Here is a 25,879-nt window from a genome sequence, read left to right as displayed (position 1 = left end):
GGAAGTTCCTGTCCAAGAACCCGGTGCCGTGCTTGCGCGAACGGCGACCGGTGTGGATTGATAGGTCCCTTGTCCCTGCGTGCCTGGTCCTGCTTCGCCGCCGTCTCGGTGTTGTGGGGCATCCCGTATCTGTTCATCAAGCTCGCCGTCGACGAGTGCCCGCCGGTGTTCGTGGCCTGGGCGCGCGTGGCCATCGGCGCCGCGATCCTGCTGCCCTGGGCCTGGAAGGCCGGGCTCCTGCGCGGGCTGAAGGGCCGCTGGCCGTGGGCGCTGCTGTGGGGGCTGACGGAGATCGCCATCCCGTTCCCGCTGATCGGCTTCGGCGAGCAACGCGTGTCCTCGTCGCTGGCCGCGATCCTGATCGCCTCGGCGCCGCTGATGGTCGCGCTGCTGGGCGAGGTCTTCGACCCGGCCGAGCGCGTGCGCGGCCGGCGGCTGGTCGGCCTGCTGATCGGCCTGGGCGGCGTCATCGCGCTGATGGGCATCGACGTGGCCGGCAGCACGAACGAGCTGATCGGTGCGGGCGCGGTCCTGCTGGGCACCGCCTTCTACGCGGTCGGGCCGTTCAACCTGCGCGGGCCGCTGCTGGGGGCCGACTCGATCGGCGTGGTCGCGGTCGCGCTGACCTTCGCGACGCTCGTGCTGACGCCGTTCGCCCTGGCCCGGCCGCCCGCCACGACCCCGAGCGCGACGGCGATCGCCTCGATCGTCGTGCTCGGCGTGGCCTGCAGCGCGGCCGCGCTGGTGCTGTTCGCGGTCCTGGTGGCCGAGATCGGCGGCGGGCGGGCGATGGTCATCACCTACGTCTCGCCGGTCGTGGCCGTCGCGCTGGGCGTGGCCGTCCTGGGCGAGTCGGTCGGCGCGGGCGCGATCGCCGGGCTGCTGCTGATCCTGGCCGGCTCGTGGCTGGCCACCGGCGGCCGGCTGCCCCCGGGGCTCGGGCGCCGGGTCAGCCGCTGGCGGGCGGCCGGTCGCCCATCCAGTACCGAGGGCCCGGGCCCCGCCGCCCGGCTTGATCGAACGGGTTGGACAGCGGGCAGCGGCTGAGCGACAGGCAGCCGCAGCCGATGCACTCGGTCAGGCTGCCCTTGAGGCGCTGCAGCTCGGCGATCCGCTCGTCGATGCGCGCGCTCCACGTGGTCGACAGCCGGTCCCAGTCGCGCCGGTTGGGCACGCGATCGGCGGGCAGCTTGGCCAGCTCGGCGCCGATCTCCTCCAGGCTCAGCCCGACCTTCTGGGCGAACACGATGAACGCCACCCGGCGCACGACCGCCCGCGGGTAGCGCCGGTGGCGGGCGCCGGTGCGCTCGGACGCGATCAGCCCGCGGTCCTCGTAGTAGCGCAGGGCGCTGGTGGCCACGCCGGATCGGGCCGCGACCTCGCCGATGGTGAGCGGCTCGGGCATCGCTTGACTTCAAGCGTACTTGAAGGTGCAAGGTGCTCGACCATGATCGACGCCACCCTCCTGATCGACCCGGCCTGCCCTTACGGCCACGCGGCCGCGCCCGCCCTGACCACGCTGCGCTGGCGCTACGGCGACGGCCTGCGCTGGACCATCGTGATGGCCTCGCGGGTGGCCGAGGGCCCCGTGCCGCCGGCGCTCGCCGCGCAGCGGCTGGCCCGCATGGGCGACCGCTCCGGCATGCCCGTGGATCCCGTGCCGCGGGCCCGCTCGGCCTCCTCGGGTCGGGCCGCGCGCGCCTTCGTGGCCGCGCGCACGCAGGACCCGGCGCTGGCCTGGCCGGCGTTGCGCGCGCTGCAGTTCGCCTGGTCGTCGTCCAACGCCCTGCTGGACCGCGACGACGCGATCGCCGCCGCGCTGTGGGGCGTCGACGGCCTGGATGCGGGCGACGTGCTGGCCGCGCTGGACCACGACCAGGCGATCGCCACCACGACCGCGATCGAGCGCACGCGGCCCGCCGTGCGCACGCCGACCGTGCGGTTTCGCGGCCGCGACGGGCGCACGCTGACCGCTCGAGGCCTGCAGCCGGTCGAGGCCTACGAGGTGTGCCTGGCCAACCTGGAGCCCGACCTGCCCCGGCGCCCGCGACCGGGCAACGCCGCGCAGGCGCTGCGCGCCTTCCCCCACGGCCTGGCCACCGCCGAGCTGGCCGCGTTGCTGGGCGTCGACCGCGCGGCCGCCCGGGCCGCGCTGATCGACCTGGTCGCCGAGGGCGTCGTGCGGCGCACCCCGCTGGGCGACGACGCGATCTGGCGCGTTCCGCTGCACCGCCTGGCGTCGAGTGGCACATAGCCGCCGCTGAGCGGCGGGAATGTGCCGCTCGGCGGGCTCAGAGACGCTTGGCCTCGAGCAGACGGCGCAGGAAGCGCTGCGTCTCGGGTCGCTCGGGCGCCTGGAAGATCCGCTCCGGCGTGCCGCGCTCGACGATCTGGCCCTCGTGCAGGAAGCAGATCTCGTCGGCCACCTCGGCGGCGAAGGACATCTCGTGGGTGGCCAGGACCATCGTCATGCCGTCGGCCTTCAGGTCACGCACGAGCGCCAGGACCTCGCCGACCAGCTCCGGGTCCAGCGCGCTGGTCACCTCGTCCAGCAGCAGCGCGCGCGGCTGGGTGGCCAGCGCGCGGATGATCGCCACGCGCTGCTGCTGGCCGCCCGACAGGCGGTCGGGGCGCGTGTCGGCGCGGTCCTCCAGGCCGAAGCGGGCCAGCAGCTCGCGGGCCCGCTCGTGGGCCTCCTCGCGCGACGTGCCCTGGGCGCGGATCGGGGCGAGCACGATGTTCTGCATGACCGACAGGTGCGGGAACAGGTTGAAGCCCTGGAAGACCATGCCCAGGCGCTTGCGCACCTGGTCGGGCTTGACCGACGGATCGGTGATCACGTTGCCGTCCAGCAGCACGTCGCCGTCGTCGATCTCCTCCAGCAGGTCGATGCAGCGCAGCAGCGTCGACTTGCCCGAGCCCGAGGCCCCGATCAGCGCGACAGCGCCGTGCTCGGGGACGCTGAGCGAGACGCCGCGCAGGACCTCGCGGTCGCCGAACGCCTTCGTCACGCCGACGCACTCCAACACCGCCGTCATCGCTGGCGCTCCTTGCGCTGCATGCGCTCGACGATCCGGGCCAGCGGGATCGTCACGCACAGGTACAGCAGCGCCGCGGCCAGCAGCGGCGTGTAGTTGAAGTCCGACGCGACGGCGATCTGCGCCTGGCGGAACGCCTCCAGCGGACCCAGGGTGGCCACCAGCGCGACGTCCTTGGTCAGCGAGATGAAGTCGTTGAGCAACGGCGGCGCGACCCGACGCACCGCCTGGGGCAGCACGATGAAGCGCATCGTCTGGTTCGGCGTCAGCCCGACGGCCAGGCCCGCGGCCTTCTGGCTGGGATGGATCGAGTCGATGCCCGACCGATAGACCTCGGCGACGTAGCCGCCGTAGGACAGGATGATCGCGATCCCACCCAGGACGACCGGATCGGTCGGGACGCCGTTGAGGTCCAGCGCCGGCAGCCCGAACCCGATCAGGTAGACGAGCAGGATCGTCGGGATGCCGCGGAAGATGTCGGTGTAGAGCGTGGCCAGCGCCCGCAGCGGGAACAGCACCGCCGCGGTCGACGAGCGGGTCAGCGCGACGACCATCCCCAGGATCAGGACGGCGATCTCGCAGACCACGAACAGCCGGATGTCCAGCCAGAAGCCCGACAGGATGTCGGGGAAGCTGGTCCTGAACGCCTCCCAGGAGAAGAACGTCTCGCGCACGGCCGGCCACCCGGGCGCGGTGACGATCAGCGCGACGAGCACGCCGACGACGATCACCGTCGAGACGGCGGCGATGATCACCGAGATGACGGAGTGACGCCGGCGGGCCGCCGCGCGCGCGGCGGCCCGGGAGCCCGGCGCCGGAACGCCGGTCACTGCAGCTCGGGCGCCCCGGCCGAGTCGCTCATCCACGTCTGGAGGAGCTGGTCGAGCTCACCGGAGGACTTCAGCTCACCGATGGCCTGGTTGACGCAGTCGGTCAGCGCCGAGTCCTTGTCCAGCACCGCGCCCCAGGTGTCGCCGCCGGGGGCGTCGAACTGCCCGACGACCGTGGCCTTGGGGATCTCCGCCGCGGTCAGGTACAGCGCGGTGGGCAGGTCCACGACGATCGCGTCGACCTGGCCGCCCTTGAGCGCGGCGACCGTGTCGTTGGAGTCGTTGAACACCTTGGGCTGCTTGGACGGCTGGATCGTCTCGGTGACCGCATCCAACGACGTGGTGCCGATCTGCACGCCCAGCTGCGCGTCCTTCAGCGCGGCCAGGTCGGTCGCGCTGGCGGCGTCGGAGTCCTTCAGCGCGACGACCGCCTGCGGAGCCGTGAAGTAGCTGTCGGAGAAGTCGACCTGCTTGGCCCGCTTCGGCGTGATCGAGATCTGGTTGACGTCGAAGTCGAACGTCTTGTCGCCCGGCGCGAACGAGGAGTTGAACGGGACGACCGTCCACTTGACCTCGTCCTTGGTGAACCCGAGCTGGTCGGCGATCGCGTAGGCCACGGCGGACTCGAAGCCCTTGCCGTTGGTCGGATCGTCGTCCTCGAAGTAGGGCGGGTAGGCCGGCTTGTCGGTGCCGACGGTGAGCGTGCCGTCGGAGACGAGCGACAGCTGATCCTTGCTGCAGGAGTCGGCCGCGGTGGTCTCGGCGGGCGTGGAGGTGGCGGGGGCAGCGGCGACGGTCGAGGCGGCCGTGCCGGTGTCGGAGGAGTCGTCGGAGCCGCAGGCGGCCAGGACGGTCACGGCCAGCAGCGCGGCCAGCGCGCCGGCGGGGAGGCGGAAGCGGGTCATGGCGTGACGAGCATAACCCCTGGGTTCAGTAGACAATCCGGGTCCAGCGCCCGCTTGACCGCGCGCATCGCGGCGATCTCCGCCTCGCTGCGCACCAGGCCGAGCCAGCGCGCCTTGGCCACGCCCACCCCGTGCTCGGCGCTGATCGTGCCACCGAGCTCCGCGGCCAGCCGCAGGACGGCCTCGTCGACGGCGTCGTCATCGCGCTCCAAGCCCAGCACGTTGACGTGCACGTTGCCGTCGGCCAGGTGCCCGAACAGGATGGTCCGGGTCTGCGGCGCGACGTCGGCGATCACGCCCCGCACCCGCCCCAGGAAGGCGTCCAGGTGGCGCAGCGGCACGCCCACGTCGATCTTGTGGGGCACGCCCGCGGCGTTGATCGCCTCGGTGTGGCCTTCGCGCAGGCGCCACAGCCGGGCCCGGGCGCTCGCGTCCACGGCCACCACCGCGTCGTCGGGCAGGACCGCCGCGAGCTCGTCGCTGGGATCAGCGGCGCCCGCCGCCTCGGTCAGCACGTAGGCGGCGGCGTCGCGCACCGGGGCGCGCACGCCCAGGTGCTCGGCCACCAGCGCCAGCCCGTCGGGCAGCATCACCTCGGCCGCCTCCAGCGAGGGCACGCGCGTGCGCAGCGCCTCCAGCAGCGTCACCGCGTCGGCGATCGAGTCCAGCGGCACCAGCGCCGTGACGCGCTCGGCCAGCCGGGGCACGAGCTTCCAGCGCACCGCGGTGACGATCCCCAGCGTCCCCTCGCTGCCCACCAGCAGCGCCGGCAGGTTGAGCCCCGCGTTGTCCTTCAGCAGCCCCTGCATGCGCTCGACCACGGTCCCGTCGCCCAGCACCGCCTCCACGCCCGCGACGCGGGCCCGGGCCGTCCCGTAGCGCACGGCCAGCAGGCCGCCCGCGTCGGTGGCCACGATGCCGCCGACCGTCGCGCTGTCGCGCGCGGCGAAGTCCAGCCCGGCCTGCAGTCCGGCGGCCCGGGCCGCCGCGTCGACCGCGCCGAGGGTCACGCCGGCGCCCGCGCTGACCTGCGCCGTGGCGCGCTCGACAGCGCCCAGCGTGGCCAACCGCGTGGTGCTGAGCACCACCTCGCCGCCCCGCGGGACCGACCCGCCGGCCAGCGACGTGTTGCCGCCCTGGGGCACGATCGCCGCGCCCGCGGCCTGACAGGCGGCCAGCACGTCGACGACCTGCGCGGTGTCGGCCGGCCGCACGACCAGCGCCGCCGGCGCCCCGAAGCGCCCGGTCCAGTCGCGCTCGAACGGCGCCCGCGTGGCCGGGTCCTCGAGCACGTGCCCGGCGCCGACGATCGCGCGCAGGTCGGCGGCCAGGCTCATACGGCCTGACGCTACCCCAGGCCGACTACTCGGCGCGCAGCGAGCTGAGCGGGATCTCGTCGTCGCGCTCGCGCTTGCGCGTGAGGCGCTCGGGCAACGGCCCGGCGGCCAGCGCGATCCCGACGCCCAGCAGCGCCCAGGTGATCGGGTCCTCCAGGAAGGCGGCGTAGATCATCGTGTGCACGAGCAGCGCGACGAACGCGGCGGCCACGTAGGAACGCAGCGGCGAGCGCGCGACGCCGCCGCCGAACAGGCGGGCCAGCGCGGCGACGAGCAGCGCCAGGTAGACCGCCAGGCCGATCACGCCCTGCTCGGCCGCGACGGTCACCGGGATCGTGTGCGACGCGGTGGTGGCGCGGTCCTCGGAGACGTCCTCGACCTTGCGGAAGACCACGGCGTAGGAGCCCGAGCCCCAGCCCAGGATCGGCTTGTCCTTGAACAGGCGCCCGCCGCCCTTGATCAGGTCCAGGCGCCCGCTGGTCGCCTTGTCAGCCGACTTGGAGTTGCCCAGGTCCAGGTTGATCGCGCCCGGGGCCAACAGCACGATGCCCAGCCCGATGACCACGCCGAGCGTGACCACCGCCGCGGTCCACTTGACCGACCAGCGCAGCGCGGCGAGCACGGCCAGCCCGACGAGCAGCGCGGTGAACGACGACTGCGAGAACGACAGCACCAGCCCGGCCCACAGGACGGCGAGCAGGACGAACCCGCCGACGACGTCGCGCGTGCGCTTCGTCCACACCACGACGGTGGCGATCCCGAGCATGACCATGGCCAGGAAGCGCCCGTAGATGTTCGGGTCGAAGAACAGCGAGTTGACGCGGAAGTAGGACTCGTACTGGCTGGCCGCGACCAGGCGCGGGTTCAGCAGCAGCTCCTTGCGGGCGTACTCGACGAAGCCGATGCCCACGAAGATCAGGGCCAGCGCGACGAGCACGCCCAGGCACTGCAGGGCCAGCCGCTGCGTCCACGGCACCTCGCGCAGCAGCCCGAGCAGCAGCGCGAACGGCACGTAGAAGAACACGACCGACTGCAGGCCCTTGGCGAAGTCGTCGCTGTAGGTGGCCTGTAGCGCGTACAGGACGATCGACCCGCACAGCAGCCACTCCAGCCAGCCCGGCTTGAAGGGCGCGTCGTCGTCCTCGGCCCGCAGCCGCGGGATGGCCACGGCCAGCACGCCCGCGGCGATCACCAGGTACAGCGGAACCAGCAGGTTGGCCGTGTCGCCCCCGGCCGAGATCGGGATGCGGAAGGGCAGCGCCGCGACGGCCAGCAGCGGCATCAGCATCGGCTTGCGCACCAGCACCACGGCCAGCACGGCCACGGCGATCAGCCCGGCCACGACCGCGGCGGCCGCGATCGGCGGGTGGTCGCGCAGCGAGACCAGCGGCGAGGAGTCCCAGATGTCGCCGACCAGCAGCACCGGGGTCAGCGCCAGCGCACCCAGCGCGGCGGCGGCCCGGGCCCGGGTCGACGGGGCCAGCAGCGCGGCCGCAGCCAGCAGCGCGACGACGACGACCCCGATGTGGTCGAGCGCGTCGCCCAGTTGGGAGGCGGCGAAGGTCATTGCGACAGCAGCGTCCACGTGCGCCGCACCAGCTCGGTCTCGTTGCCCGGCGTGCCCAGCCGCTCGGTCAGCTGCGGCAGGCCGAAGCGGATGACCAGCCCGTCGCCGACCTTCTCGGCGACGATCACCTGGCGCCCGTCGTCGGTCGCCGCGCTGGCCACCACCTCGGCACCGGAGCCGGCCGAGGTCAGCGGCTCGAACGTGTCGTAGCCCGCGAACACGCCGGTGCCGCCGTACACGTCTCCGGCGAACAGGTCGATGTCGTCCTTGAAGATGGTCAGCGTGGTGCCCGGCTCGTCGGCCAGCGCGCCCAGCCGCGCGCCGAACGCATCGCTCGCGGCGGCCTCGGTCGGGTTGGTGATCTGCGTCTTGGTCAGGCGCACCTGGCGGCGCAGCGAGTCGACGCCGAACGTGGCCAGCTTGCCGCCCTTGCGCACCCAGGCGACCAGGTCCTTCTGGGTGGCGGCCGGCAGCCAGCGTGTGTCCCCGGCCAGCACGACGCCGGTGTGGTTCTCCAGCCGCGGGCCGACGCCCTCGGCCAGCGCGAGGTCCGTGGTGATGTCGTAGCGCAGGCCGGTGCGATCCAGGTGGATCAGCAGCGGGGCGATGTGCTTGACCAGGTCCTCGGGCAGGCCGTCGACCAGGATCCGCTCCTTGCGCACGGGCAGCCCGTGCGTGAGCGTGTTGGGCCAGCCGTCGCCGTCGTCGTCCAGGGGATTGGTGCCCTGCCAGGTGACGGCGGGCAGGACGACCAGCACCTTGCGCGTGTCGACCGCCTGCACGGGCACCGGGACCGTCGTCGAGTTGGTGCGCGTGTGCGCCTCGAACAGGTACAGGCCCGAGTTGTCGACGTTGGGCGCGTCGATGGCCACGACCGCGCCCTGGCGGGGACGGCCGTCGCGGTAGGGCTCGCGCTCCCCGACGCGGCGCAGCGACCAGGCGAACGTGTGGCCGCGGGCGTCGACGCCGAACGTCACGGGCGAGCCGGCGATCGTCGGCTCCAGGGCCACCTGCGCGCCGATCGCCCGGATGGTGATGCCGCCGTGGCCGGGCAGCGCCTCGCCGTAGGGCGGGTCGGGCGGCAGCTTGAACGACGTGCCGGTGTTGCCGGCCACGTCGCGGGTGCGCAGCGCGACGACGTAGGTGCCGGGCGCCAGCGGGATCCCGTCCTTCGTCTTGCCGTCCCACTTGAGCGCGCGCACGCCGCCGGGCAGCGTGTCCTGCCACACGAGCTTGGGATCCGGGTCGGTGCGGTAGATCAGCACCTCGGTCGGGCTGGAGCGGGCCGGGTTGTAGAAGCGGATGGTCACCGCCTCGCCGTCGGGCCGGGGCAGGATGTCGGGGCCGTCGTTGTCGCGCCCGATGCGCTGCACGCGCGGCTGCGGCGGCTTGGTGTCGACCCGCACGCCGCGCGGCAGCGAGACGGCCCGCCCCTGGTCCTGCAGGTTGACGCGGTAGTCGTAGATCCCGTCGGGCACGCGCTTGCCGTCGCTGTCGCGCCCGTCCCAGGTCACGCGCAGGCGCTTGTGGGCCCGCGCGTTGCGGTTGGACATCAGCGTGGCCACGACGTTGCCCTGGGCGTCGATCACGCGCACGCTGACCGTGTCGGGGCGCTCGAGGACGAACGAGGCCGACGCGGTCTCGTCGCGGCCGTCGCCGTTGGGCGAGAACAGGGGCGTGATCTGCGCCTTGCGCACGTCGGGCGGCTCGCGCTTGATGCGCTGCACGACGAAGAAGGCGGCGAACGTGGCCACGACGAGCAGCGCGAACACGCCGACGCGCAGGCGGCTCGCCGTCATAGGGGCACCAGCGCCCCGTTGGGCACCGGGATCGTCTGGAAGGCGTCCAGGCCCTCGTTGCGCGTGTGGCACAGGGCGGAGCGGATCACGCCGCGGTGGCAGACGACGAGCGCGGGCAGCTCATGGCTCTGGGTGACGTCGACCAGGCCGGCGATCACCCGCTCCTGCTGCTCCTCCAGCGACTCCCCGCCGGGGAACCGCCACGTCTCACCGGCCGCCTGCCAGCGGGCCCACAGCGCGGGGTCCTCGGCCTCGACGTCGGCGAACAGCCGGTCCTGCCAGTCGCCCACGTCGTGCTCGGCGAAGCGCCGGTCGAAGCGCGGCGTCAGGCCGATCGCCTCGGCGACGATCTCGGCGGTCTGACGGGCCCGCGGGATCGGGCTGGCCCACAGCGCCGCCCACTCGCGCTGCGCGGCCACCCGGGCCAGCTCGCGGGCCTGCTCGATGCCCCGGTCGTTGAGCGGCACGTCGCCTTGCCCCTGGAAGCGGTGCTCGGCGTTGTAAGGGGTCTCTCCGTGTCGGGCGAGGAAGATCACGGCGACTGGTCGGCGCCGACCGTCACCACGACGACGGCGTCGCTGCCGGCGGTCGCCGCGGTCACCTCGTCGATCGGGACGACCGCGTCGCTGCCCACGTCGATCGTGCGGGCCACCTGCCGGGCCACCTTCTCCTGGCCCTGCTGGTAGGCGACCTGCGTGGCCGCGCGCTGCTGATCGCCGGCGTTGGTCACGTTGCCGATCTTGTAGCCGGCCGTCTCGAGCTTGTCGGCGACGGCGCGGGCCAGGCCGGGCACGGTGGTGCCGTTGAGCACGGCCACGGTCGTGTCGGCCTTGGGGCGCGACGCGTCGCCGCTGCCCGTGGTGCTGGACCCGGCGGCGCTGGAGATCGTGTTGGTCTGCGGCGCCTCGGTGGTCTTGCTCGCGTTGGTGCCGGTGGTGGAGTCGTCGTTGCCGGTCAGCTGCGTGAAGGCGAAGATGCCCGCGACCAGGACCAGGACGATCGCGCCGACGACCAGGCCGATGCGCAGGCGACGGTTCCCGCCGTCCCCGTCGGCGGGCGCCGGGGCGCGGCCGGTGCCGCGGGGCGGGACCGTCGCGGACGGGTTCGTGGCCCGCAGGGGCTGCGCCGCGCGGGGCCGCTGGGCCGCCGGGGTGCGCACGGCCGGGCGGGCACCGGGCGCGCGACCGGCCGGGGGAACGGGCAGCGGCTGCGGGACGCCGGGGCGCGAGGCGGGCTGCGCGGTCGTGGGCTGCTCGCCCTCGGTCGTGTCCTCGTCGGTCGGCGGCGGGCCGATCGTCGTGTCGTCCAGCGCGGGCGGCGCCGGCGGGTCGGCGGCGGCCGGCGCACCGTCGGCGGGCTTGGCCTCGGTGGGCGCGCCCGGAGCGGCGGACGGGGTGGGCGCGGCGGCGGCCGTCTGGCCGTTGCCCGGAACGGCCGGGCCGTCCGGCGCGGCGGCCGCGGCCCCGGCGGCCGTGGCGGCCGCCGCTGCCGTGGCCGGCTTGCCCGTGCCGGGGGCGACGGGCGCGGTGGGCGCGGGCGGCGTTCCCGGCTTGACCGCAGCGGTCGGGGCACCGGCGGCGGGCGCGGGCTGGGCCGGGCGCTGCCCCGGAGGCGTGGCCGGCATCGGGCGCCCGGGCATCGGCTGCGGGGTCACGCGCCGGGGCACGGCGGCCGCGGTCATGGCCCGGTCCTGCAGCTCGGCGGCCCGCTCCGGCGCCCGGCCGGCCCACTCGCGCAGGCGCTTCAACTCCCGGGCCTGAGCGAAATAGAGCATCGACAACACCGCCAGACCGAGGACGGCGGCAAGCCCAGCAAGGGCGCCGACGGTCTCGACCTGGCTGGGCACGGAGAAGGCAGCGGGCAGCGCGTCGACCGGCATGGGCTCCGGGCAGTCTAGGCGGGGTGCTCCCCGGAAGCCCCGCCGTCGACGATCAGCGCAGGCGGATCGTGGCGACCACTCCCGCGTGGTCGGACGGCCACAGCCCGCCGATCAGGTCGCTCAGCTGGTTGCCGAACACGCTCGTGCGGACGACCGTCATGCGCGGTCGCACCACGATGTGGTCGATCCAGGTCTTCAGCTCCGAGGTGCTGTTGTTGACCGTCTCGTTCTGGCAGCAGGTGGCCACGCGCTTGCCCGTGTCGACGAATCCGGCGGCGATCACCGTGTTGTAGGCGTTGTCGTCACCCGGATCGGCCGGGTCGGAGTTGAAATCGCCGGCGATGATCGTCGGCGTGGTGCGCGAGCGGGCCGGGCCGGCCAGGAGCTCCTTGAACTGGCCGTTGGCGGCCGCGGCGGAGTAGGCCTCGGCGTGCGGGTCCAGGAACCGGAACCGCTTGCCGCCGACCACGCCGTCCAGGCCCGCGTAGCCGCGATGCAGCGCCACCGGGCCGCTGGGGATCGTCACGTTCAGCTGGCTGGCGAACTGGCCCGAGAGCGGCTTGACCTTGCTCACGCGCGCGCCCTTGCCGGTGCGCACCAGGACCGCGTTGCCCAGCTTCAGCCGCAAGCCGTAGCCCTCGGCCGAGGGCACCGTGATGTCCAGCTCGGTCTGCTCGACGACCACGCGGTAGGGCTGCTTGAGCTGCGTCAGCTGCTTCTGCAAGAGGTCCAGCCAGTCGTACAGGACGATCGTCGCGGGCTGGTCGAAGGCCCCGTCGGGCGTCTTGTAGTAGCGCGCCACCTCCTGCAGGCCGATCACGTCGGGCTTGCGGGCGGCGATCTCGCGGGCCAGCGCCTGCACGCGCAACGGGTAGTTCGTCTGGTCGACGACCTGGTGCAGCGCCTGCACCTGCTGCTGCTCACCGGCCAGGTCGGGCGCGCCGACGAGCTTGATGATGTCGGCCCCCAGGTAGAGGTTGCGCGACATGATCGTCAGCTCGGGCGCCTTGGACGTGGCGGCGACGGCGGGGGAGGCGACGACGAGGACGGCCAGCAGACAGCCGGCCAGGGACAGGAGGCGGCGGGACATGGCGCGACCTTAACGCGCCGTTGACAACCGCGGGTCGGTCAGTCGCCGACGGGCGCTTCGCTGCGCCCCGCCGACAGCTCCTGCACCTTGCGGGCCAGCGCCGCGGCGTCGCCCTCCAGCACGAGCAGCCCGATCTCGTTGAACATCGCCTCGACGTCCTCGGGGGCCAGCGGCTCGCGCTCGGCCAGCTGGATCTTCTCGGCGGGCGTGGGCAGCGGGCGCTCGTAGGGGTTGAACAGGTCCTCGTGCAGCTTCTCGCCGGGACGCGGGCCGACCTCCTCGATCACGATGTCGGTGCCCGGCCGCAGGCCCGACAGCTCGATCATGTCGCGGGCCAGCTGCTCGATCGACACCGGGTCCCCCATGTCCAGCACGTAGACCTCGCCGCCGGTCCCCAGCGAGCCCGAGCGGATGACCAGCTGGACCGCCTCGGGGATCGTCATGAAGTAGCGGGTCATGCGCTTGTCGGTGATCGTGATCGGGCCGCCCTTGGCGATCTGCGCACGGAAGATCGGCACCACCGAGCCCGACGAGCCGAGCACGTTGCCGAAGCGGACGGTGGCGAAGCGCGTGTCGGGGTGGCGCACGCTGGCCGCCTCGACGGCGAACTCGGCCAGCGCCTTGGACGCGCCCATGACGGTGGCCGGCGAGACCGCCTTGTCGGTCGAGATCAGCACGAAGCGCTTGGCCCGCGCGTCGCCGGCGACGCGGGCGACGATCCGCGTGGCCAGCGCGTTGTTGCGCACCGCCTCGACGGGGTTGAGCTCCATCAGCCCGACGTGCTTGTAGGCGGCCGCGTGGAAGACGACGGTCGGGTGGTGCTCGGCGAACACCTCCCGCATGCGCTCCTCCTCCTTGCAGTCGGCCAGGACCGCGGCCAGCTGGTAGGGGTGGACGTGGCGGTCGTCCTCCAGCTCGCGCTGGATGCGGAACAGGTTGTCCTCGGCGTGGTCGACGAGCACGAGCTTCTTCGGGTTGCCGCGCATGATCTGGCGGCACAGCTCCGAGCCGATCGAGCCGCCGGCGCCGGTAACCAGCACGACCTCGTTCTCCAGGTAGCGCCCGACGCGCTCCTCGAAGCGCACCGGCTCGCGGCCCAGGACGTCCTCGACCTTGACCTCGCGCACCTGGCGCACGTAGGTCGACGAGCCGCCCTGGAGCAGCTCGAACACGGTCGGCAGCGTGCGCACCGGGATGCCGCGCTTGCGGCACGACGTGACGACGCGCGAGCGCAGCCGGCCCGGGGCCGAGGGAATGGCGATCATCACCTCGTCGGGCTCGACCTCGTCCAGGACGCGGCCGAGCTGCTCGGTGGTGCCCAGCACGCGCACGCCGTTGACGCGCATGCCCCGCTTGGTCGGGTCGTCGTCGACGAAGCCGACCGGGTTCAGCGCCAGGTCCCGGTTGCGCAGGATCTCGTCGACGACCAGCCGGCCGCCGTTGCCCGCGCCCACGATCAGCACGGCGCGCGCGTCGCCGCGGGCCCGGAACGCGCGCGGGCGCTCGTACAGCAGCCGGGCCAGGAAGCGCACGCCGCACAGCGCGACGAGCGCCAGCAGCCCGAACAGCACGATCACCGACGCGGGCAGGCCGAGGCCGACCTCGCCTTCGCTGGTCGTCTTGGTGACCGGGTGGAAGATGGCGATGCCGGTGACCAGCGCGAGCGTGACCAGGAAGACCGAGCGCACGACCACGAGCAGGTCGCGCTGGCCCACGTAGCGCCACCACTTCCCGTACATGCGCGACAGGAAGAAGATGACCAGGCCGCCGCCGACGACGAACCAGATCGTCTTGCGCAGCAGGTCCTCGTAGAGCGCCGGGATGCCGCCGTCGAAGCGCAGCCGGTAGGCCGCCCAGTAGGCGAACGCGAGCAGGACGGCGTCCACCGCCATCTGCGGAATCGAGTGGCGATGGAGAACGAAGACGGACCGGACGCCGCGGCGCACCGGGAGAAGTCTACGGCCAGTAGCCGCAAAAACCCTGGGAGACGGCGATCTCTCCAGGCAGGAAGGGTGCGGCCTCGCGCACCCGCTCGACGTCCTCGCGCAGCAGGCACCACAGCCGCGCCTGCACGGCGTACAGCGACGCCGCGTAGCCCCACTGCTCGGCCAGCAGCGCCATCGCGCGGTTGGTCAGGAACGTGCAGTGGACCGGCAGCAGGTAGAACCAGCTGGGGTCGTCGGGGATCTCCTCGCGCACCAGCGTGTGCAGGCCCATCGCGCCGTCGTCGGCGACCAGGCGGTTGACCTCGTCCAGCGGCTCGCGCGAGCGGACGTGCTCGAACACGCAGGTGGTCAGCACCAGGTCGAAGGCGCCGGGGCGCAGGTCGGACTCGGTCAGGAAGTCGCCCGCGTCGTCGGGGAGGTAGCGGTCGAACTTGCGCAGGTCGACGCCGGCGGGCGCGACCATGTCCGACAGCTTGCCGTCGCCGGCGCCGTAGTCCAGCCAGGGGCGGCGGGTCGGGGCCAGCCCGGCGGTGGCGATCGCGGGCAGCACCTGCGCCTGGTGCTCCATCCGCTCCAGCCAGCGCGGGTCGTCGTGGTTGACGTCGCTGCCGAAGAACGCCTCGTGGTAGCGCGCGTTGAGGTCCTCCCAGGCGCCGTCGGACAGCTCGTAGTGCGTGCGCGAGACGACCAGGCGGCAGTCGGGACAGCGCTCGTAGTGGACGCGATCCAGGCCGTAGGCGCCGTCGAAGTCCTTGTGGAAGGCGGCGCGCATCGGCGTGCCGCAGACCATGCAGTCCATCAGCCGCCCACCTGCGTGACCTCGGCGATGCGCTCGACGTGCGCGTCGGGCAGCCGGTTGGCCATCGGCAGCGACAGCGAGCGCGCGGCGATGTCCTCGGTGACCGGGAGCGGCCCGGCCAGCGGGGCCCAGCGCTCGAACGCGGGCTGGCGATGCACGGGCGGATCGAAGTAGGCGCGCGCCTGCACCGACAGCTCGCCGGCCCGCTGGAGCATCGCGGCGCGCAGCGAGGCGTCGGCCGCGGTCACCTGGCAGACCTGGAAGGTCGAGCCCTCGACGCCGCGCTGGAAGGCCACCGGCGCGCTGCGGCGCTCGATCGCCGCGCGCAGGCGACCGGCGGTGCCCCGGCGCTCGGCCAGCGTGTCGTCGTAGCGGTCGAGCATGGCCAGGGCGATCGAGGCGTGCAGCTCCGACAGCTTGGCGTTGATGCCCGCCTCGGCGCTGGAGCGCCCGCCGCGCTCCATGCCGAAGTTGATCAGGCGCTCGGCCCGGTGGGCCAGCTCGGCGTCGAACGTGACGATCGCGCCGCCCTCACCGACCGCGAACGGCTTGGTCGCGTGGAAGGAGAAGATCTCGGTCTCGCCCAGGCCGCCCACGGGCTGGCCGTCGGCGTCGACCGCACCGAAGCCGCCGGCGGAGTCCAGCAGCAGCGGCACGCCGAAGGCGGCGCAGGCGGCCTTCCAGGCGGCGCGGGCGCGGACGGGCGGCGCGGTGCCGAAGGTCGAGCAGCCCAGCACGCCGGCGACGCGGCCCTCGTGGGTGGCCAGCGCGTCGGTCAGCGCCTCGTGGTCCATCTGCCACGACGCGGGGTCGCAGTCGACGAACAGCGGCTCGAAGCCCGCCCAGACGATCGCGCAGGCGGTGGCGGTGAACGTGAAGGAGGGGGTGGCGATCAGCGAGCGGGTCCCGGTGGGCTCGCCCAGCGCGGCGCGCAGCGCGACCATCAGGCCCAGCGTGCAGTTGGCCACCGGCAGCACATGCGCGCCGTTCAGGCGCGCGGACATGCGCTCGCGCAGCAGCTCGTGGCACGGCCCGCCGTTGGAGTAGAACGCGGCCTCCTCGGCCAGCGCGTAGTAGTCGGCGGCCTCCGACAGCGGCGGGACCTCCGGCTGCAGGAAGCGGACCGGCTCGAGCTCGACGGCCAGCCGCGGAGCGCGGCGGTCCAGGTCGGCGACGGTGACGCGAGGAGTCATCTATCCCGCGTGATCGGCCGCCCTGGCCGTTTCTTCACCCCGCGCGGTACAGCTCGCGCGCCTTGGCCGGGTTGCCCGCGGCCAGGCAGCGGTCCCCGACCGTGCGCGTGACCACGCTGCCGGCGGCCACGCTGGAGTCGCGCCCGACCGACTTGCGGGGGCTGACCACCGCGTGCGCGCCCAGGAAGCCGTTCTCGCCCAGCCGCGCGTAGCCCAGCAGCGTGCTGTAGGGCGACAGGACGCTGAACGCGCCGGCGGCGGCGTCGTGACCGACCTGCGCGTAGGTGTTGACGACGACGTGGTCCCCGACCGTGGCGTCCGGCCCGATGCAGGCGAACGGCGCGATCACCGCGCCCTGGCCCAGCTGCGCGCTGGGCGCGACCCAGGCCAGCGGATGCACGACGGTGGCGAAGCGCGCGCCGAGCGCGGCCAGCTGCTCGGTCACCGCCCGGCGCGGGGCGACGTCGCCCAGGCCGACGGCCACCAGCTCGTCCGGCTGCGGACGGTAGGCGGCGATCGGACCGAGCAGCAGCGCGGCCAGGTCCGGGTGGTCGTCCAGCGAGCCGGGATAGGCGTCGAGGTCGTGCAGCACGCCGCGCACGTGGAAGCCGGCGTCCCGGGCGTAGGCGATCAGCTCGCGCCCGAAGCCCCCGGCCGCGGCAACGACCAACGTGCGATCGGCGGCCAGATCGGGCATCACGTCGGGTGATCGGCAGGTGCGGACCGAACTTGAGGGTCGGTTGCTCAAGTTCCCGCGCGTCCGGTCGACCACCCGAGCGAGCGCCCGCATGACCGATCTCTCCACCACGTCCGCGCCGACCCTGCTGCGCCCCGACTGGGCGCGCCCGTCGACCTGGCTGCCCCAGCTGGCCGCCCACCTCAGCGGCCCGCCCTCGGCGGGGGCGCTGCACCTCGACGCGACGCGCTACGACCCGCCCGCCGAGATCGTGCACCCGATGCTCACCGAGGCGATCGGCGCGCTGACCACCAGCACCGCCCTACCGGAGATCGTGCTGCACGACGACGCCGCCGAGCTGGCCGCCGTCGGCCCGCTGCCCGCGCCGCCGATGCCGCCCGAGCGACCCGCCGCGACGCCCGAGGGCGCGCTGGCCCGCGCGCGCGACGTCAAGGCGATCGCCGACGCCGCGCGTGACCGCATCGACCGCTGGCGCTTTGCCCAGACGGCCGCTCCCGGCACCGACGACCCGCTGGTCACCGTCCGCATCCCCACCTGGCGCGGCCACGAGACGCTGGTCAACCGGACGCTGCCCTCCGTGCTGAAGGGCGGCTACGACAACCTCGAGGTGCTCGTCTGCTCCGATGGGCCCGACCCCGAATGCCGGGCCATGGTCGAGGAGGTGGCCCGCCGCGACTCGCGCGTGCGCTTCCTCGAGCTCGACGAGCGCCCCGTGTACCCGCAGGCCAAGGCCAACCTGCACCGCATCGGCGGCACGCGCGCGGCCAACGCCACGATCGACGCCGCCCGCGGGGCCTTCCAGTGCCCGCTGGACCACGACGACGCGTTCACGATCGACCACGTGCCGGTCCTGCTGCAGGCCATCCGCCAGAGCGGCTGCGACTTCGTCTACGGCCAGGCGATGTGCGAGATCGGCGACGGCACGTGGGGCCTCAACGGCTTCTCCCCGCTGCGCAAGGGCGACATCTCCCACGGGACCGTCATGTACTCCTCGCGGCTGGCGCACATGCGCTACGACGAGGAGGCGTGGATCCTGGGCGAGCCCGGCGACTGGAACATGTGGCGGCGGATGGTCGCCGCGGGCGCACGCAGCGGGCTGGTGCCCACCTCGGTGCTCGTGCACTTCGCCGAGCGCACGTCGATCGACAGCGTGCACGAGGCGCCGCCGGAGCCGGACGCCGCGCAGGCGCTGGCCGACGTGCGGGCCACGCCGGCGGCGTGGCTGCTGCACGTCGCGCTGTAGGCCGCCGGGCCGCTACGCCGCCTGCGCGAGCGACACGGCGCCGCCGGCCAGCAGGCTGCCCCACACGGCCACCGCGCTGTCGCGCTCGGCCAGCTCGGAGTACGTCTGGTGGACGAACGCGCTGGCCTGCCGGCCGACGCGCTCCAGCTCGGCCTGGTCGCCGGCCAGCAGCTCCTCGACCAGGCGCGCGTAGGCCACGATGTCGCCCTGGTCGACCGGGAAGGCGTGCGGCGCCTTGATGTAGTCGCGGCCGCCCATGCCGTGGTAGCCGACGACGGCGCAGCCGGCGGCCATCGCCTCCTTGGGCGGGCACGGGCAGCCCTCGGGGTAGCCGAAGGACAGGAACATCATGGTCTCGCGCAGGGCCGCGGCGACCTGGCGCTCGGTCATGTTCTCCAGCGCGACGACGTCGACGCCGGCCAGGGCGCCGCGCGCGCTGAGCATGTGCAGCACCTGCTGGGCCTCGTCGGCGTGCTTGCGCGGCATGAAGGCCAGCTGGCGGCGCTTGACCGCCGGGAAGAACAGGGAGGGATCGACGCAGTTGACCGTGCGGCGCACGTCGAGGCCCGGGAAGGCGTGGCGCAGGTAGGCGCGGTTGTCCTCGGAGACGACGACCGCGGCGCGCACCTCGGGATGCGCGTAGGGCGACTGGGCGCCGCCGGGCACCGCGGGGTAGCCCTTGAACGTGTTGTAGGCGTTCTGGTTGAAGATCGCCTTGGGCACGCCCGGGCCGATGCCGGCCAGGTTGGGGCCGTAGATCTCGGGGATCACCAGCAGGTCGTCGCCGGTGGGCGTGATCTGGTCGGCGTAGACGATCGGCACCTCGTCCTCGAACCAGGTGACCTGGAAGCCGATCTGGCCGTGCACGACGGCCGCGTCGATGCCGGCCGCGTTGAGGTGGGCGACGTGGCGGTAGATCACGCGCACGCCACCGCTGGGGACGTCGGTGTCGGGGCAGATGAAGTAGGCGCGCGGGGAGCTCACCCCCCGGTAGTCGGCCGCGCCGCCTCAAGCTTGCGTCCCCGCGACCGACTGCCTGGGAGAGATGCTGAACTGGCTCGCCCGCTATGCGCCGCTGCGCGACGTCCTGCTGGACGCCGACGGACGCCCGCACACGAGCATCCTCGACGTGGGCTGCGGCTGCCACGGGCTGGCCTGCGCCTTCCCCGACGTGCCCTTCACCGGCACCGACGTGCTCTTCCCCTTCGCGCTCACGCCGACGATGGTCGGCGTCCGCTCGCGTCCCGGCCCGCTGCCCTTCGCCGACGGCGCCTTCGGCACGGTGCTGTGTCTCGACGTGCTCGAGCACATCCCGCCGGCCGACCGGGCCCCGTTCGTGGCCGAGCTGACCCGGGTGGCCGCCGAGCGCGTGATCCTGGCCTGCCCGTCCAGCGAGGCCCAGTACGTCGACGACTTCGTGCGCGACCTGCTTCGCCCCACGCCGGTGTGGCTGGCCGAGCACTACGAGTGCGGCCTGCCCACGCCCGCCGCGATCGCCGCCTGCGCCGGCGGCGTCGACGGCTTCGTCGCGCGCGAGCTGCCGGCCGCCAACGGCCTGCTCTCCGTGCTGCTGGCCGTGGCCGACTCGATGCCCCAGTTCGCGGGCGTCGCGGGGGCCGAGTACGCCCGCCACCGCGAGGAGTGGAACGCGCTGCTGGGCTCGGCCACCTTCGGCGAGTCGCCGCGCAAGTGCTGGTCGATCGAGCGCGTCGCCGCGCGCCCGCCGCTGGTCGCCGCCGACTCGCCGCGCGACGACGTGGCCGCCGCGTTGCGCTGCCCCGAGTGCGGCGGCGCCCATCGCGACCGGGCCTGCGTCGACTGCGGCCGCCCCCTGACGCTCGACGCGACCGGCGCCTGGGACGTGGCCAGCACGTTCGCCGGCGCCACGCTCGACACCGACGCCGCCGCCGTGCTGTGGCTGGCTCCGCACTGGGCCGTGCCCGAGACGTGGGCGCCCGCGCTGGAGGCCTACATCGCGCTCAGCTCGCCCGACGACGACTGCTGCCTGGTGCTCGACGCGTCGGACGCGCCCGCGGCCACCGCCGCCATCGCCCAGACCGTCGGCACGTTGGCCGGCGACCGCGCGTTCGGCGACGTGCTGCTGATCAGCGAGCCGACGCCCCGCCCGGGCCGCACGCGGTTCGTCGACAGCGCCGAGGCCGTCGCGGCCGCGCTGCCCGTGCGCGTCTAGTGTCCATTCAGAAATTCGTGTGCAGCTGGTGGATGCCGGTGCCGGCAGACACGATTCCGGCGCCGCCAGATGCGGGCGAATTAGTGACTCAGGGCACTAGTGTCCTGATTCGGAAATTCGTGTGCAGATGCGGGCGAATGTTTGAATCAGGGCACTAGGACCTCGACTTCAACGTGACGCGGGCCTGGAGCGCCGCGGTCGCCATGGTGCGCCGCAGCGTCAGCGTCGCCGACAGCCGCCGGTGACGGCGCAGCTCGCGCTGCCCGGCGGCGTTGAGCCGGATGGTCAGCGCGGCGGTGGTGCCGCCGGGGACGGTGCCGGCGACCCGGCCGAGGGTCGCCTCACGGCGCGTCAGCTGGCCCGCGAAGCGGCAGGTCGTGCCGCTGGGCGCCGGGCAGGCGAGGCGCACGGTCGCGCGCCCGCGGCGGTCGACGGCGAAGGTCGAGCTGGCCAGGCGAGGCTTCGTGCGCGGCGGCGCGGCCGCCGGGAGCGGTTGCCCGACCGGCGGAACGGGCGGGGCCGGCGTCGTGATCGGTGCTGCGGTCGTCGGGTCGGCGCCTGCCGGCGGCGGCGGGAACGGGAACGGAGGCGGCGTCGGGGCGACGGCCAGCCCGAAGACCTCGCTGTCGGTCACCGTGTACGGCGATCCCACGACCTCGGTCAGCGCGCCCGTCGACTGATCGATCGCGTAGCCGCGCAGGAGCTTGCCGTCGCCCATGTACAGGTATCGGCCGTCCGCGCCGACGACGACGTTGCCGGGGTCCTGGTCGGCCAGGTACGACGCGGGCGTCAGCGGATCCAGCGCTCCGGTGCTCGGATCGATGGCGAAGGCGGTGATGCCCTTGTCGGGGCCGAAGTCGGTGTGGTTGGCCACGTAGAGGAAGCGTCCGTCCGGCGTGGTGTCCAGGCCGGCGGGATCGCTCAGCCCGCTGGGGTAGGGCGAGCCGGCCAGCGGCGTGAGCGCGCCGGTGCCCGGGTCGACGTCGTAGGCGCTGATCGTCTCGTCCTCGCCGTTGCCCACGTACAGGTGACGCCCGTCGGGCGTGAAGACCAACGGGGCCGGCGCGATCCCGGCAGCGAACGGCGAGCCGGGCACCTCGCTCAGCGCACCCGTGTCGGCGTCGACGCGGTACACCACCACGTCCCCGGGAGCCGACGGCGAGTCGCCGAGCAGCGTGAGGGCCAGGAAGCTCCCGGTGGGATCCGCGGCGGCCGCCCACGGGCCCAGCCCCGCGCTGAGCGGGAATCCCGGCAGCTGGGTCAGCGCGCCGCTGCTCGGATCGACGCGGTAGCCGTTGATGTCGCCCGGATCCGGCGCGCCGGTCGGCACGTAGAGGAAGCGGCCGTCGGCGCTGAGCGCCGGCACCGTCGGCTGCCCGCCAACCGCGAACGGCGAGCCGATGAGCGGCAACAGCCCCGCCGTCGAGGTGGCGAAGCCGTTGACCGTGGCGCTGAAGTAGCCCGTCGCGTAGACCCGCCGGCCGTCGGGCGTGGCGATCACGCCGTTCTCGGTCTGCCCGGAGGCGAACGGCGAGCCCGGCACCGCGGTCAGCGCGCCCGTCGCGCTGTCGCTCTCGAAGGCCAGCAACCCTGAGCTTGCATCGCCGGCGTAGACCCAGTCGGCGGACGCGGCGGACGCGCCGAACCCAAGGCTGCCAGCGAGGGCGAGGCCGGTGACCACGAGCGGACGGAGGCGCATACCGAACATCGTACGCATTGAGGCGCTACGGCAACAGGAGCGCGGCCAGCAGTGCCGGATCCCGGCGCACGCGCTCGGCGCCCGCTCCGTCCGGTCGCTTGGCCAGCACGATGTCGTCGGCGGACTCCAGGCGGCGCATGCGGCCGCTGGCGATCAGCTCCGCGTCGACCGCGCCCAGCTTGCCCTCGAACGTCGTCCACACCGGCGTGCTCAGGGCGACCGCCTCGCGGTTCATCGTGCCGCCGGCGCTGACCACGAGGTCGGCGTAGGCGATCAGCGACTGGGTGTCGACGACGCGGTCGGGGATGACCAGGCCCGCGCCGAGCTCCTCGCGCTGCTGCGGCGTCCGGGGCAGCACCACGGTCTGGGTGCCGCGCAGGCGATCCAGCACGGTGGCGAAGACGCTGTTGGAGAAGCGGTGGTAGGCCGACATCTCGGCCGGCGTGCGCACGACGGCGATCGGCCGGGTGGGATCCAGCCCGAGCTGGTCCAGGACGGCCGGATCGGGCTCGAAGTCAGCCAGCGCGTACTCCTCCTTCAGCCCCGGGTACTGGCGCACCTTGCCGTGCGCGCCGTAGCGGTCCAGGCGCTCGGCGGGCAGCAGCTCGGGCACGACGACGGCCCGGGCCAGGCGGCAGTTGATCTGGTGCTGGAAGGTGGCCCACTCGTAGTCGAACGTCGTCGTCGAAGGGATGCGCAGGAGCTTGGCGGCCACCGGCTGGTCGTTGGAGCCGTGCCCGACGGCGGCGTCGAACGGGCCGGTGCGCCGGGCCCAGCGCACCAGCGCGCGCGAACGGGCGCCCAGGCCGCGGGCCTTGGCCGGTAGGCCGGCGCCCTGGTGGCGGCCGATCGCCGTGTGATCCAGGCCGTAGCGCTCGAGCAGGCCGAGCGTCTGGGCGAAGTCGCGCGCGGTGATCGCCACCTCGTGGCCGTCGGCGCGCCAGCGCTCGATGACGGGGCGCAGGACGACGACATGGGGGCTGTTGGTGACGTCGACCCAGATGCGCATTCAGGAACCTGAACGGTATCGGCGACTACCCTGCGACTGCTCGTGAGCCTTCGCCTGCCGATCTACCTCGCCTCGATCACCGACCCGGTGGTCAACTGGGCCGTCAACGTCGTCGGCGACCTCGGCCTGTGGGGCATCTTCCTGCTGATGGTGCCCGAGAGCGCCTGCATCCCGATCCCGTCGGAGGCGACGATGCTGTTCGCCGGGTTCAACGTGTCCGAGGGCAAGTACTCGCTGTGGGCCGCCGTGCTGGTGGGCACGTTCGCCAACCTGGTCGGCTCGTGGATCGCCTACGCCGTCGGCTACTACGGGCGCATCGAGCTGCTGGAGAAGCACGGAAAGGCGCTGCACATCAAGAAGTCCCAGCTGGAGTGGGCCGACCGGTGGTTCGAGAAGTACGGCTCCTACGCGGTGTTCTTCGCGCGCATGCTGCCCATCATCCGCACGTTCATCTCGCTGCCCGCCGGCGTGGCGCGGATGCCGTTCTGGAAGTTCTCCGTGCTGACCTTCGCCGGCGCGCTGCCCTGGGTCTTCCTGCTCACCTTCCTGGGCAAGCAGGTGGGCGCCAACTGGGAGGACTGGAAGGAGCACCTGCACTACGTCGACTACGCCGTCGCGGCGATCATCGTGGTCGGCGTGGTCTACCTGTTCGTGCGCTGGTGGCGCGGGCGCGGGACGCCCCCCGCCACCGATGTCGCCTGAGCTGAAGCTCGGGGAAGCGACCGCGCTGGGCCTGCTGCACGGCCCGGCGGAGCTGCTGCCGATCTCCTCGTCGGGCCACGTGACGCTGGTGCCCTGGCTGCTGGGCTGGGAGTACGCCGGCGTCGAGCCCGAGCTGCGCAAGGCCTTCGAGGTCGCACTGCACGCGGGAACCGCCGCGGCGCTGCTGATCGCGCTGCGTGACGAGGTGGGCGAGGCCTCGCGGGGCTTCGACCGCCGCCGCGCGACGCTGGTGGCGCTGTCGTTCCTGCCGCCCGCGGTGCTGGGCTACGCGCTCGAGCGTCCGATCGAGCAGCGGCTGGGCACGCCGGGCACGATCGCGGCCGGGCTGGTGGTCGGCTCCGCGGTGATGGCCCTGGCCGACCGGGTCGGCGGCACCGGGCGCCGGCGCGAGCAGGCGGGCTGGCGTGACGGGCTGGCGCTGGGGCTGGCCCAGGCCTGCGCGTTGATGCCGGGGGTGTCGCGCAACGGGGCGACGCTGGCCGCGGCGCGGCTGCGCGGCTTCGACCGCGAGGACGCCAACGCGCTGTCGCGCCATGTGGCGCTGCCGATCATCGTCGGGGCCAGCGCGCTGAAGGGCGCGCGGCTGGCCAAGCGCGGGCTGCCGGCGGGCACGCGCGCCGCGTTCGCCGCCGGCACCGCCGCCTCGTTCGTCTCGACGCTGGGCTCCACCTGGCTGATCTCCCAGGTCGAGCGCGACCGCTCGCTGGCGCCCTACGCCGCCTACCGCGTGGCCCTCGCGGGGCTCGTCGCCCGCCGTCTCTGGAAGGATCGGGGCCGATGAGCAGCAGCGACGCAGACGCCTACGCGGCCTCCGGGGTCTCGATCTCGGACTCCGATGCCACGGTCGACGCGATCGTCGGCGTGCTGCGGGCGATCGAGCCGGGCCGCGCCTCGCGGGTCGTCGATCTCCCGGGCCACTACGCCTCGGTCCTGCGCGTGACCGACGACCTGGGGATCGCGATCGGCACCGACGGGGTCGGCTCCAAGCTCGTGGTGGCCGAGGAGACCGGGCGCCTGGAGACCGTGGGCATCGACTGCATCGCCATGAACGTCAACGACGTCGTGTGCGTCGGGGCCGAGCCGATCGCTGTGCTCGACTACCTGGCCGTCGAGCAGGCCGACCCGGCCGCGGCCGCGGCGATCGCCCGCGGGCTGAAGGCGGGCGCGGAGGCGGCGGGCGTCGAGATCCCCGGCGGCGAGCTCGCCGTCCTGCCCGAGCTGATCCGCGGCCATCCCTCCCCCCACGGCTTCGACCTGTGCGCGTCGTGCTTCGGCACGGTCGCGCTGGACCAGACCATCACCGGCGCCGACATCGCCCCCGGCGACGCGCTGATCGGCCTGCCCTCCAGCGGCATCCACTCCAACGGCTACACGCTGGCCCGGCGCGCGCTGGCCTCGCTGGCCTACGAGGATCGCCCGGCCGAGCTGGACGGCGCGAGCGTGGCCGACGCCCTGCTGGAGCCGACCGTCATCTACGTGCGCGCGGTGCTCGAGCTGATCCGCTCCGCGGTCACCGTCCGCGGCCTGGCCCACATCACCGGCGGCGGCCTGACCAACCTCCTGCGCCTCAACAAGGGCGTCGGGTTCACCATCGACGCGCCGCTGCCGGTGCCCGGGATCTTCGCTCTGGTCCAGCGGCTCGGAGAGGTCTCCGACCGCGAGATGTGGGACGTCTTCAACATGGGCTGCGGCTTCGTCTGCGTCGTGCCTGCCGCCGATGCCGACGCCGCGGTCGTGCTGCTCGGCGCGCACCACCCGGGGACGGCCCGGATCGGCACCGTGTCGGCCGACGCGGGCGTCGTGGGCTACCCCGTCGCGTAGTCGCGGTTCCGACGGGCAGCGAAGGAGGACCGGCCTTTGCGGCGACGCCAGCGCGCGCGACGCGTGGCGCGTTGCCGCTCGGCCAGAGGGACCGTTGTCGTTTGCGCGTCGCA

Annotated in this window: 24 protein-coding genes; 7 read left to right on the top strand and 17 right to left on the bottom strand. The window is 73.6% G+C overall.

Features of this window, described 5'->3' with window-relative positions; translation table 11 throughout:
* Positions 1-69 precede the first annotated feature (69 nt).
* Complete coding sequence (locus ACZ5UI_RS21270) at positions 70-1,047, top strand: DMT family transporter (RefSeq protein WP_464190761.1); 978 nt, start codon at positions 70-72, stop codon at positions 1,045-1,047.
* Here ACZ5UI_RS21270 and soxR read toward each other — a convergent pair.
* The gene (soxR, locus tag ACZ5UI_RS21265) at positions 950-1,405 is read right to left on the bottom strand and encodes a redox-sensitive transcriptional activator SoxR (RefSeq protein WP_464190759.1); all 456 of its coding nucleotides are present in this window, start codon (positions 1,403-1,405) and stop codon (positions 950-952) included. The two genes, ACZ5UI_RS21270 and soxR, sit on opposite strands and share 98 nt — an antisense overlap.
* A 42-nt stretch (positions 1,406-1,447) precedes the next feature.
* On the opposite strand from soxR, the gene ACZ5UI_RS21260 reads away from it, so the two are divergent.
* Positions 1,448-2,254 (top strand): hypothetical protein, encoded by an 807-nt coding sequence (locus ACZ5UI_RS21260; protein ID WP_464190757.1) that lies wholly within the window; start codon positions 1,448-1,450, stop codon positions 2,252-2,254.
* 37 nt (positions 2,255-2,291) lie between these two features.
* Here ACZ5UI_RS21260 and ACZ5UI_RS21255 read toward each other — a convergent pair whose 3' ends face one another.
* The 13 genes from ACZ5UI_RS21255 to ACZ5UI_RS21195 form a co-directional block, all read right to left on the bottom strand.
* Positions 2,292-3,038 carry an amino acid ABC transporter ATP-binding protein gene (locus ACZ5UI_RS21255; protein ID WP_464190755.1) on the bottom strand — a complete coding sequence of 249 codons (747 nt, stop codon included), beginning with the start codon at positions 3,036-3,038 and terminating at the stop codon, positions 2,292-2,294.
* On the bottom strand, positions 3,035-3,868 hold the full coding sequence (locus ACZ5UI_RS21250; protein WP_464190753.1) for an amino acid ABC transporter permease: 834 nt from the start codon (positions 3,866-3,868) through the stop codon (positions 3,035-3,037). The genes ACZ5UI_RS21255 and ACZ5UI_RS21250 overlap by 4 nt, the downstream gene beginning before the upstream one ends.
* Positions 3,865-4,773: an ABC transporter substrate-binding protein gene (locus ACZ5UI_RS21245; protein ID WP_464190751.1), complete on the bottom strand. Its 909-nt coding sequence runs from the start codon at positions 4,771-4,773 to the stop codon at positions 3,865-3,867. The genes ACZ5UI_RS21250 and ACZ5UI_RS21245 overlap by 4 nt, the downstream gene beginning before the upstream one ends.
* Positions 4,770-6,110 (bottom strand): FAD-binding oxidoreductase, encoded by a 1,341-nt coding sequence (locus ACZ5UI_RS21240; RefSeq protein WP_464190749.1) that lies wholly within the window; start codon positions 6,108-6,110, stop codon positions 4,770-4,772. The genes ACZ5UI_RS21245 and ACZ5UI_RS21240 overlap by 4 nt, the downstream gene beginning before the upstream one ends.
* A gap of 25 nt (positions 6,111-6,135) precedes the next feature.
* On the bottom strand, positions 6,136-7,677 hold the full coding sequence (locus ACZ5UI_RS21235) for an O-antigen ligase family protein (RefSeq protein WP_464190747.1): 1,542 nt from the start codon (positions 7,675-7,677) through the stop codon (positions 6,136-6,138).
* A complete protein-coding gene (locus ACZ5UI_RS21230) occupies positions 7,674-9,476 on the bottom strand; it encodes a FlgD immunoglobulin-like domain containing protein (protein ID WP_464190745.1) in 1,803 nt (600 codons plus the stop codon). The genes ACZ5UI_RS21235 and ACZ5UI_RS21230 overlap by 4 nt, the downstream gene beginning before the upstream one ends.
* Positions 9,473-10,012, bottom strand: coding sequence for a histidine phosphatase family protein (locus tag ACZ5UI_RS21225; protein WP_464190743.1), 540 nt, complete (start codon positions 10,010-10,012; stop codon positions 9,473-9,475). The genes ACZ5UI_RS21230 and ACZ5UI_RS21225 overlap by 4 nt, the downstream gene beginning before the upstream one ends.
* Complete coding sequence (locus ACZ5UI_RS21220; protein ID WP_464190741.1) at positions 10,009-11,355, bottom strand: LytR C-terminal domain-containing protein; 1,347 nt, start codon at positions 11,353-11,355, stop codon at positions 10,009-10,011. Before ACZ5UI_RS21220 ends, ACZ5UI_RS21225 begins: the two co-directional genes overlap by 4 nt.
* Positions 11,356-11,407: 52 nt before the next feature.
* Positions 11,408-12,445, bottom strand: coding sequence for an endonuclease/exonuclease/phosphatase family protein (locus ACZ5UI_RS21215; protein WP_464190739.1), 1,038 nt, complete (start codon positions 12,443-12,445; stop codon positions 11,408-11,410).
* Between the two features lie 38 nt (positions 12,446-12,483).
* Positions 12,484-14,337 carry a polysaccharide biosynthesis protein gene (locus ACZ5UI_RS21210; RefSeq protein ID WP_464190737.1) on the bottom strand — a complete coding sequence of 618 codons (1,854 nt, stop codon included), beginning with the start codon at positions 14,335-14,337 and terminating at the stop codon, positions 12,484-12,486.
* Between the two features lie 64 nt (positions 14,338-14,401).
* Positions 14,402-15,190 (bottom strand): methyltransferase domain-containing protein, encoded by a 789-nt coding sequence (locus ACZ5UI_RS21205; protein ID WP_464190734.1) that lies wholly within the window; start codon positions 15,188-15,190, stop codon positions 14,402-14,404.
* Positions 15,190-16,383 carry a DegT/DnrJ/EryC1/StrS family aminotransferase gene (locus tag ACZ5UI_RS21200; RefSeq protein WP_464190732.1) on the bottom strand — a complete coding sequence of 398 codons (1,194 nt, stop codon included), beginning with the start codon at positions 16,381-16,383 and terminating at the stop codon, positions 15,190-15,192. The genes ACZ5UI_RS21205 and ACZ5UI_RS21200 overlap by 1 nt, the downstream gene beginning before the upstream one ends.
* A 34-nt stretch (positions 16,384-16,417) precedes the next feature.
* A complete protein-coding gene (locus ACZ5UI_RS21195; protein WP_464190730.1) occupies positions 16,418-17,080 on the bottom strand; it encodes an acetyltransferase in 663 nt (220 codons plus the stop codon).
* Positions 17,081-17,171: 91 nt separating this feature from the next.
* Between ACZ5UI_RS21195 and ACZ5UI_RS21190 the strand changes: the two genes are divergently transcribed.
* Positions 17,172-18,323 carry a glycosyltransferase family 2 protein gene (locus ACZ5UI_RS21190; RefSeq protein ID WP_464190728.1) on the top strand — a complete coding sequence of 384 codons (1,152 nt, stop codon included), beginning with the start codon at positions 17,172-17,174 and terminating at the stop codon, positions 18,321-18,323.
* A 12-nt stretch (positions 18,324-18,335) separates the two neighbouring features.
* Here ACZ5UI_RS21190 and ACZ5UI_RS21185 read toward each other — a convergent pair whose 3' ends face one another.
* Positions 18,336-19,307 carry a glycosyltransferase gene (locus ACZ5UI_RS21185; RefSeq protein ID WP_464190726.1) on the bottom strand — a complete coding sequence of 324 codons (972 nt, stop codon included), beginning with the start codon at positions 19,305-19,307 and terminating at the stop codon, positions 18,336-18,338.
* Between the two features lie 61 nt (positions 19,308-19,368).
* Here ACZ5UI_RS21185 and ACZ5UI_RS21180 point away from each other — a divergent pair, with 61 nt between their 5' ends.
* Positions 19,369-20,514, top strand: a complete 1,146-nt coding sequence (locus ACZ5UI_RS21180) for a class I SAM-dependent methyltransferase (protein ID WP_464190724.1) — start codon at positions 19,369-19,371, stop codon at positions 20,512-20,514.
* 154 nt (positions 20,515-20,668) lie between these two features.
* Here ACZ5UI_RS21180 and ACZ5UI_RS21175 read toward each other — a convergent pair whose 3' ends face one another.
* Positions 20,669-22,213, bottom strand: a complete 1,545-nt coding sequence (locus tag ACZ5UI_RS21175; protein WP_464190721.1) for a lactonase family protein — start codon at positions 22,211-22,213, stop codon at positions 20,669-20,671.
* Between the two features lie 25 nt (positions 22,214-22,238).
* Entirely contained in the window at positions 22,239-23,222 is a 984-nt protein-coding gene (locus ACZ5UI_RS21170; RefSeq protein WP_464190719.1) for a DUF354 domain-containing protein, read from the bottom strand.
* Positions 23,223-23,264: 42 nt separating this feature from the next.
* Between ACZ5UI_RS21170 and ACZ5UI_RS21165 the strand changes: the two genes are divergently transcribed.
* From ACZ5UI_RS21165 to purM, 3 genes are read left to right on the top strand one after another with little or no spacing between them, the layout of a single operon-like run.
* The gene (locus tag ACZ5UI_RS21165) at positions 23,265-23,924 is read left to right on the top strand and encodes a DedA family protein (protein WP_464190717.1); all 660 of its coding nucleotides are present in this window, start codon (positions 23,265-23,267) and stop codon (positions 23,922-23,924) included.
* Positions 23,914-24,726 (top strand): undecaprenyl-diphosphate phosphatase, encoded by an 813-nt coding sequence (locus tag ACZ5UI_RS21160; protein ID WP_464190715.1) that lies wholly within the window; start codon positions 23,914-23,916, stop codon positions 24,724-24,726. The genes ACZ5UI_RS21165 and ACZ5UI_RS21160 overlap by 11 nt, the downstream gene beginning before the upstream one ends.
* Positions 24,723-25,766 (top strand): phosphoribosylformylglycinamidine cyclo-ligase, encoded by a 1,044-nt coding sequence (purM, locus tag ACZ5UI_RS21155; protein ID WP_464190713.1) that lies wholly within the window; start codon positions 24,723-24,725, stop codon positions 25,764-25,766. Before ACZ5UI_RS21160 ends, purM begins: the two co-directional genes overlap by 4 nt.
* The last annotated feature ends 113 nt before the right edge of the window (positions 25,767-25,879 follow it).

The organism is Conexibacter sp. JCM 18997 (assembly GCF_055391915.1).
Note: the sequence above shows the minus strand (reverse complement) of the source record. Positions and strands in the feature narration are given on the sequence as shown.

What these genes read in the sequence shown, in the direction of transcription:
- soxR (WP_464190759.1), bottom strand. Translation starts at nt 1,405, where the DNA reads ATGCCCGAGCCGCTCACCATCGGCGAGGTCGCGGCCCGATCCGGCGTG.
- ACZ5UI_RS21260 (WP_464190757.1), top strand. Translation starts at nt 1,448, where the DNA reads ATGATCGACGCCACCCTCCTGATCGACCCGGCCTGCCCTTACGGCCAC.
- ACZ5UI_RS21255 (WP_464190755.1), bottom strand. Translation starts at nt 3,038, where the DNA reads ATGACGGCGGTGTTGGAGTGCGTCGGCGTGACGAAGGCGTTCGGCGAC.
- ACZ5UI_RS21245 (WP_464190751.1), bottom strand. Translation starts at nt 4,773, where the DNA reads ATGACCCGCTTCCGCCTCCCCGCCGGCGCGCTGGCCGCGCTGCTGGCC.
- ACZ5UI_RS21240 (WP_464190749.1), bottom strand. Translation starts at nt 6,110, where the DNA reads ATGAGCCTGGCCGCCGACCTGCGCGCGATCGTCGGCGCCGGGCACGTG.
- ACZ5UI_RS21235 (WP_464190747.1), bottom strand. Translation starts at nt 7,677, where the DNA reads ATGACCTTCGCCGCCTCCCAACTGGGCGACGCGCTCGACCACATCGGG.
- ACZ5UI_RS21230 (WP_464190745.1), bottom strand. Translation starts at nt 9,476, where the DNA reads ATGACGGCGAGCCGCCTGCGCGTCGGCGTGTTCGCGCTGCTCGTCGTG.
- ACZ5UI_RS21220 (WP_464190741.1), bottom strand. Translation starts at nt 11,355, where the DNA reads ATGCCGGTCGACGCGCTGCCCGCTGCCTTCTCCGTGCCCAGCCAGGTC.
- ACZ5UI_RS21215 (WP_464190739.1), bottom strand. Translation starts at nt 12,445, where the DNA reads ATGTCCCGCCGCCTCCTGTCCCTGGCCGGCTGTCTGCTGGCCGTCCTC.
- ACZ5UI_RS21210 (WP_464190737.1), bottom strand. Translation starts at nt 14,337, where the DNA reads ATGGCGGTGGACGCCGTCCTGCTCGCGTTCGCCTACTGGGCGGCCTAC.
- ACZ5UI_RS21205 (WP_464190734.1), bottom strand. Translation starts at nt 15,190, where the DNA reads ATGGACTGCATGGTCTGCGGCACGCCGATGCGCGCCGCCTTCCACAAG.
- ACZ5UI_RS21200 (WP_464190732.1), bottom strand. Translation starts at nt 16,383, where the DNA reads ATGACTCCTCGCGTCACCGTCGCCGACCTGGACCGCCGCGCTCCGCGG.
- ACZ5UI_RS21195 (WP_464190730.1), bottom strand. Translation starts at nt 17,080, where the DNA reads ATGCCCGATCTGGCCGCCGATCGCACGTTGGTCGTTGCCGCGGCCGGG.
- ACZ5UI_RS21190 (WP_464190728.1), top strand. Translation starts at nt 17,172, where the DNA reads ATGACCGATCTCTCCACCACGTCCGCGCCGACCCTGCTGCGCCCCGAC.
- ACZ5UI_RS21180 (WP_464190724.1), top strand. Translation starts at nt 19,369, where the DNA reads ATGCTGAACTGGCTCGCCCGCTATGCGCCGCTGCGCGACGTCCTGCTG.
- ACZ5UI_RS21175 (WP_464190721.1), bottom strand. Translation starts at nt 22,213, where the DNA reads ATGCGCCTCCGTCCGCTCGTGGTCACCGGCCTCGCCCTCGCTGGCAGC.
- ACZ5UI_RS21170 (WP_464190719.1), bottom strand. Translation starts at nt 23,222, where the DNA reads ATGCGCATCTGGGTCGACGTCACCAACAGCCCCCATGTCGTCGTCCTG.
- ACZ5UI_RS21160 (WP_464190715.1), top strand. Translation starts at nt 23,914, where the DNA reads ATGTCGCCTGAGCTGAAGCTCGGGGAAGCGACCGCGCTGGGCCTGCTG.
- purM (WP_464190713.1), top strand. Translation starts at nt 24,723, where the DNA reads ATGAGCAGCAGCGACGCAGACGCCTACGCGGCCTCCGGGGTCTCGATC.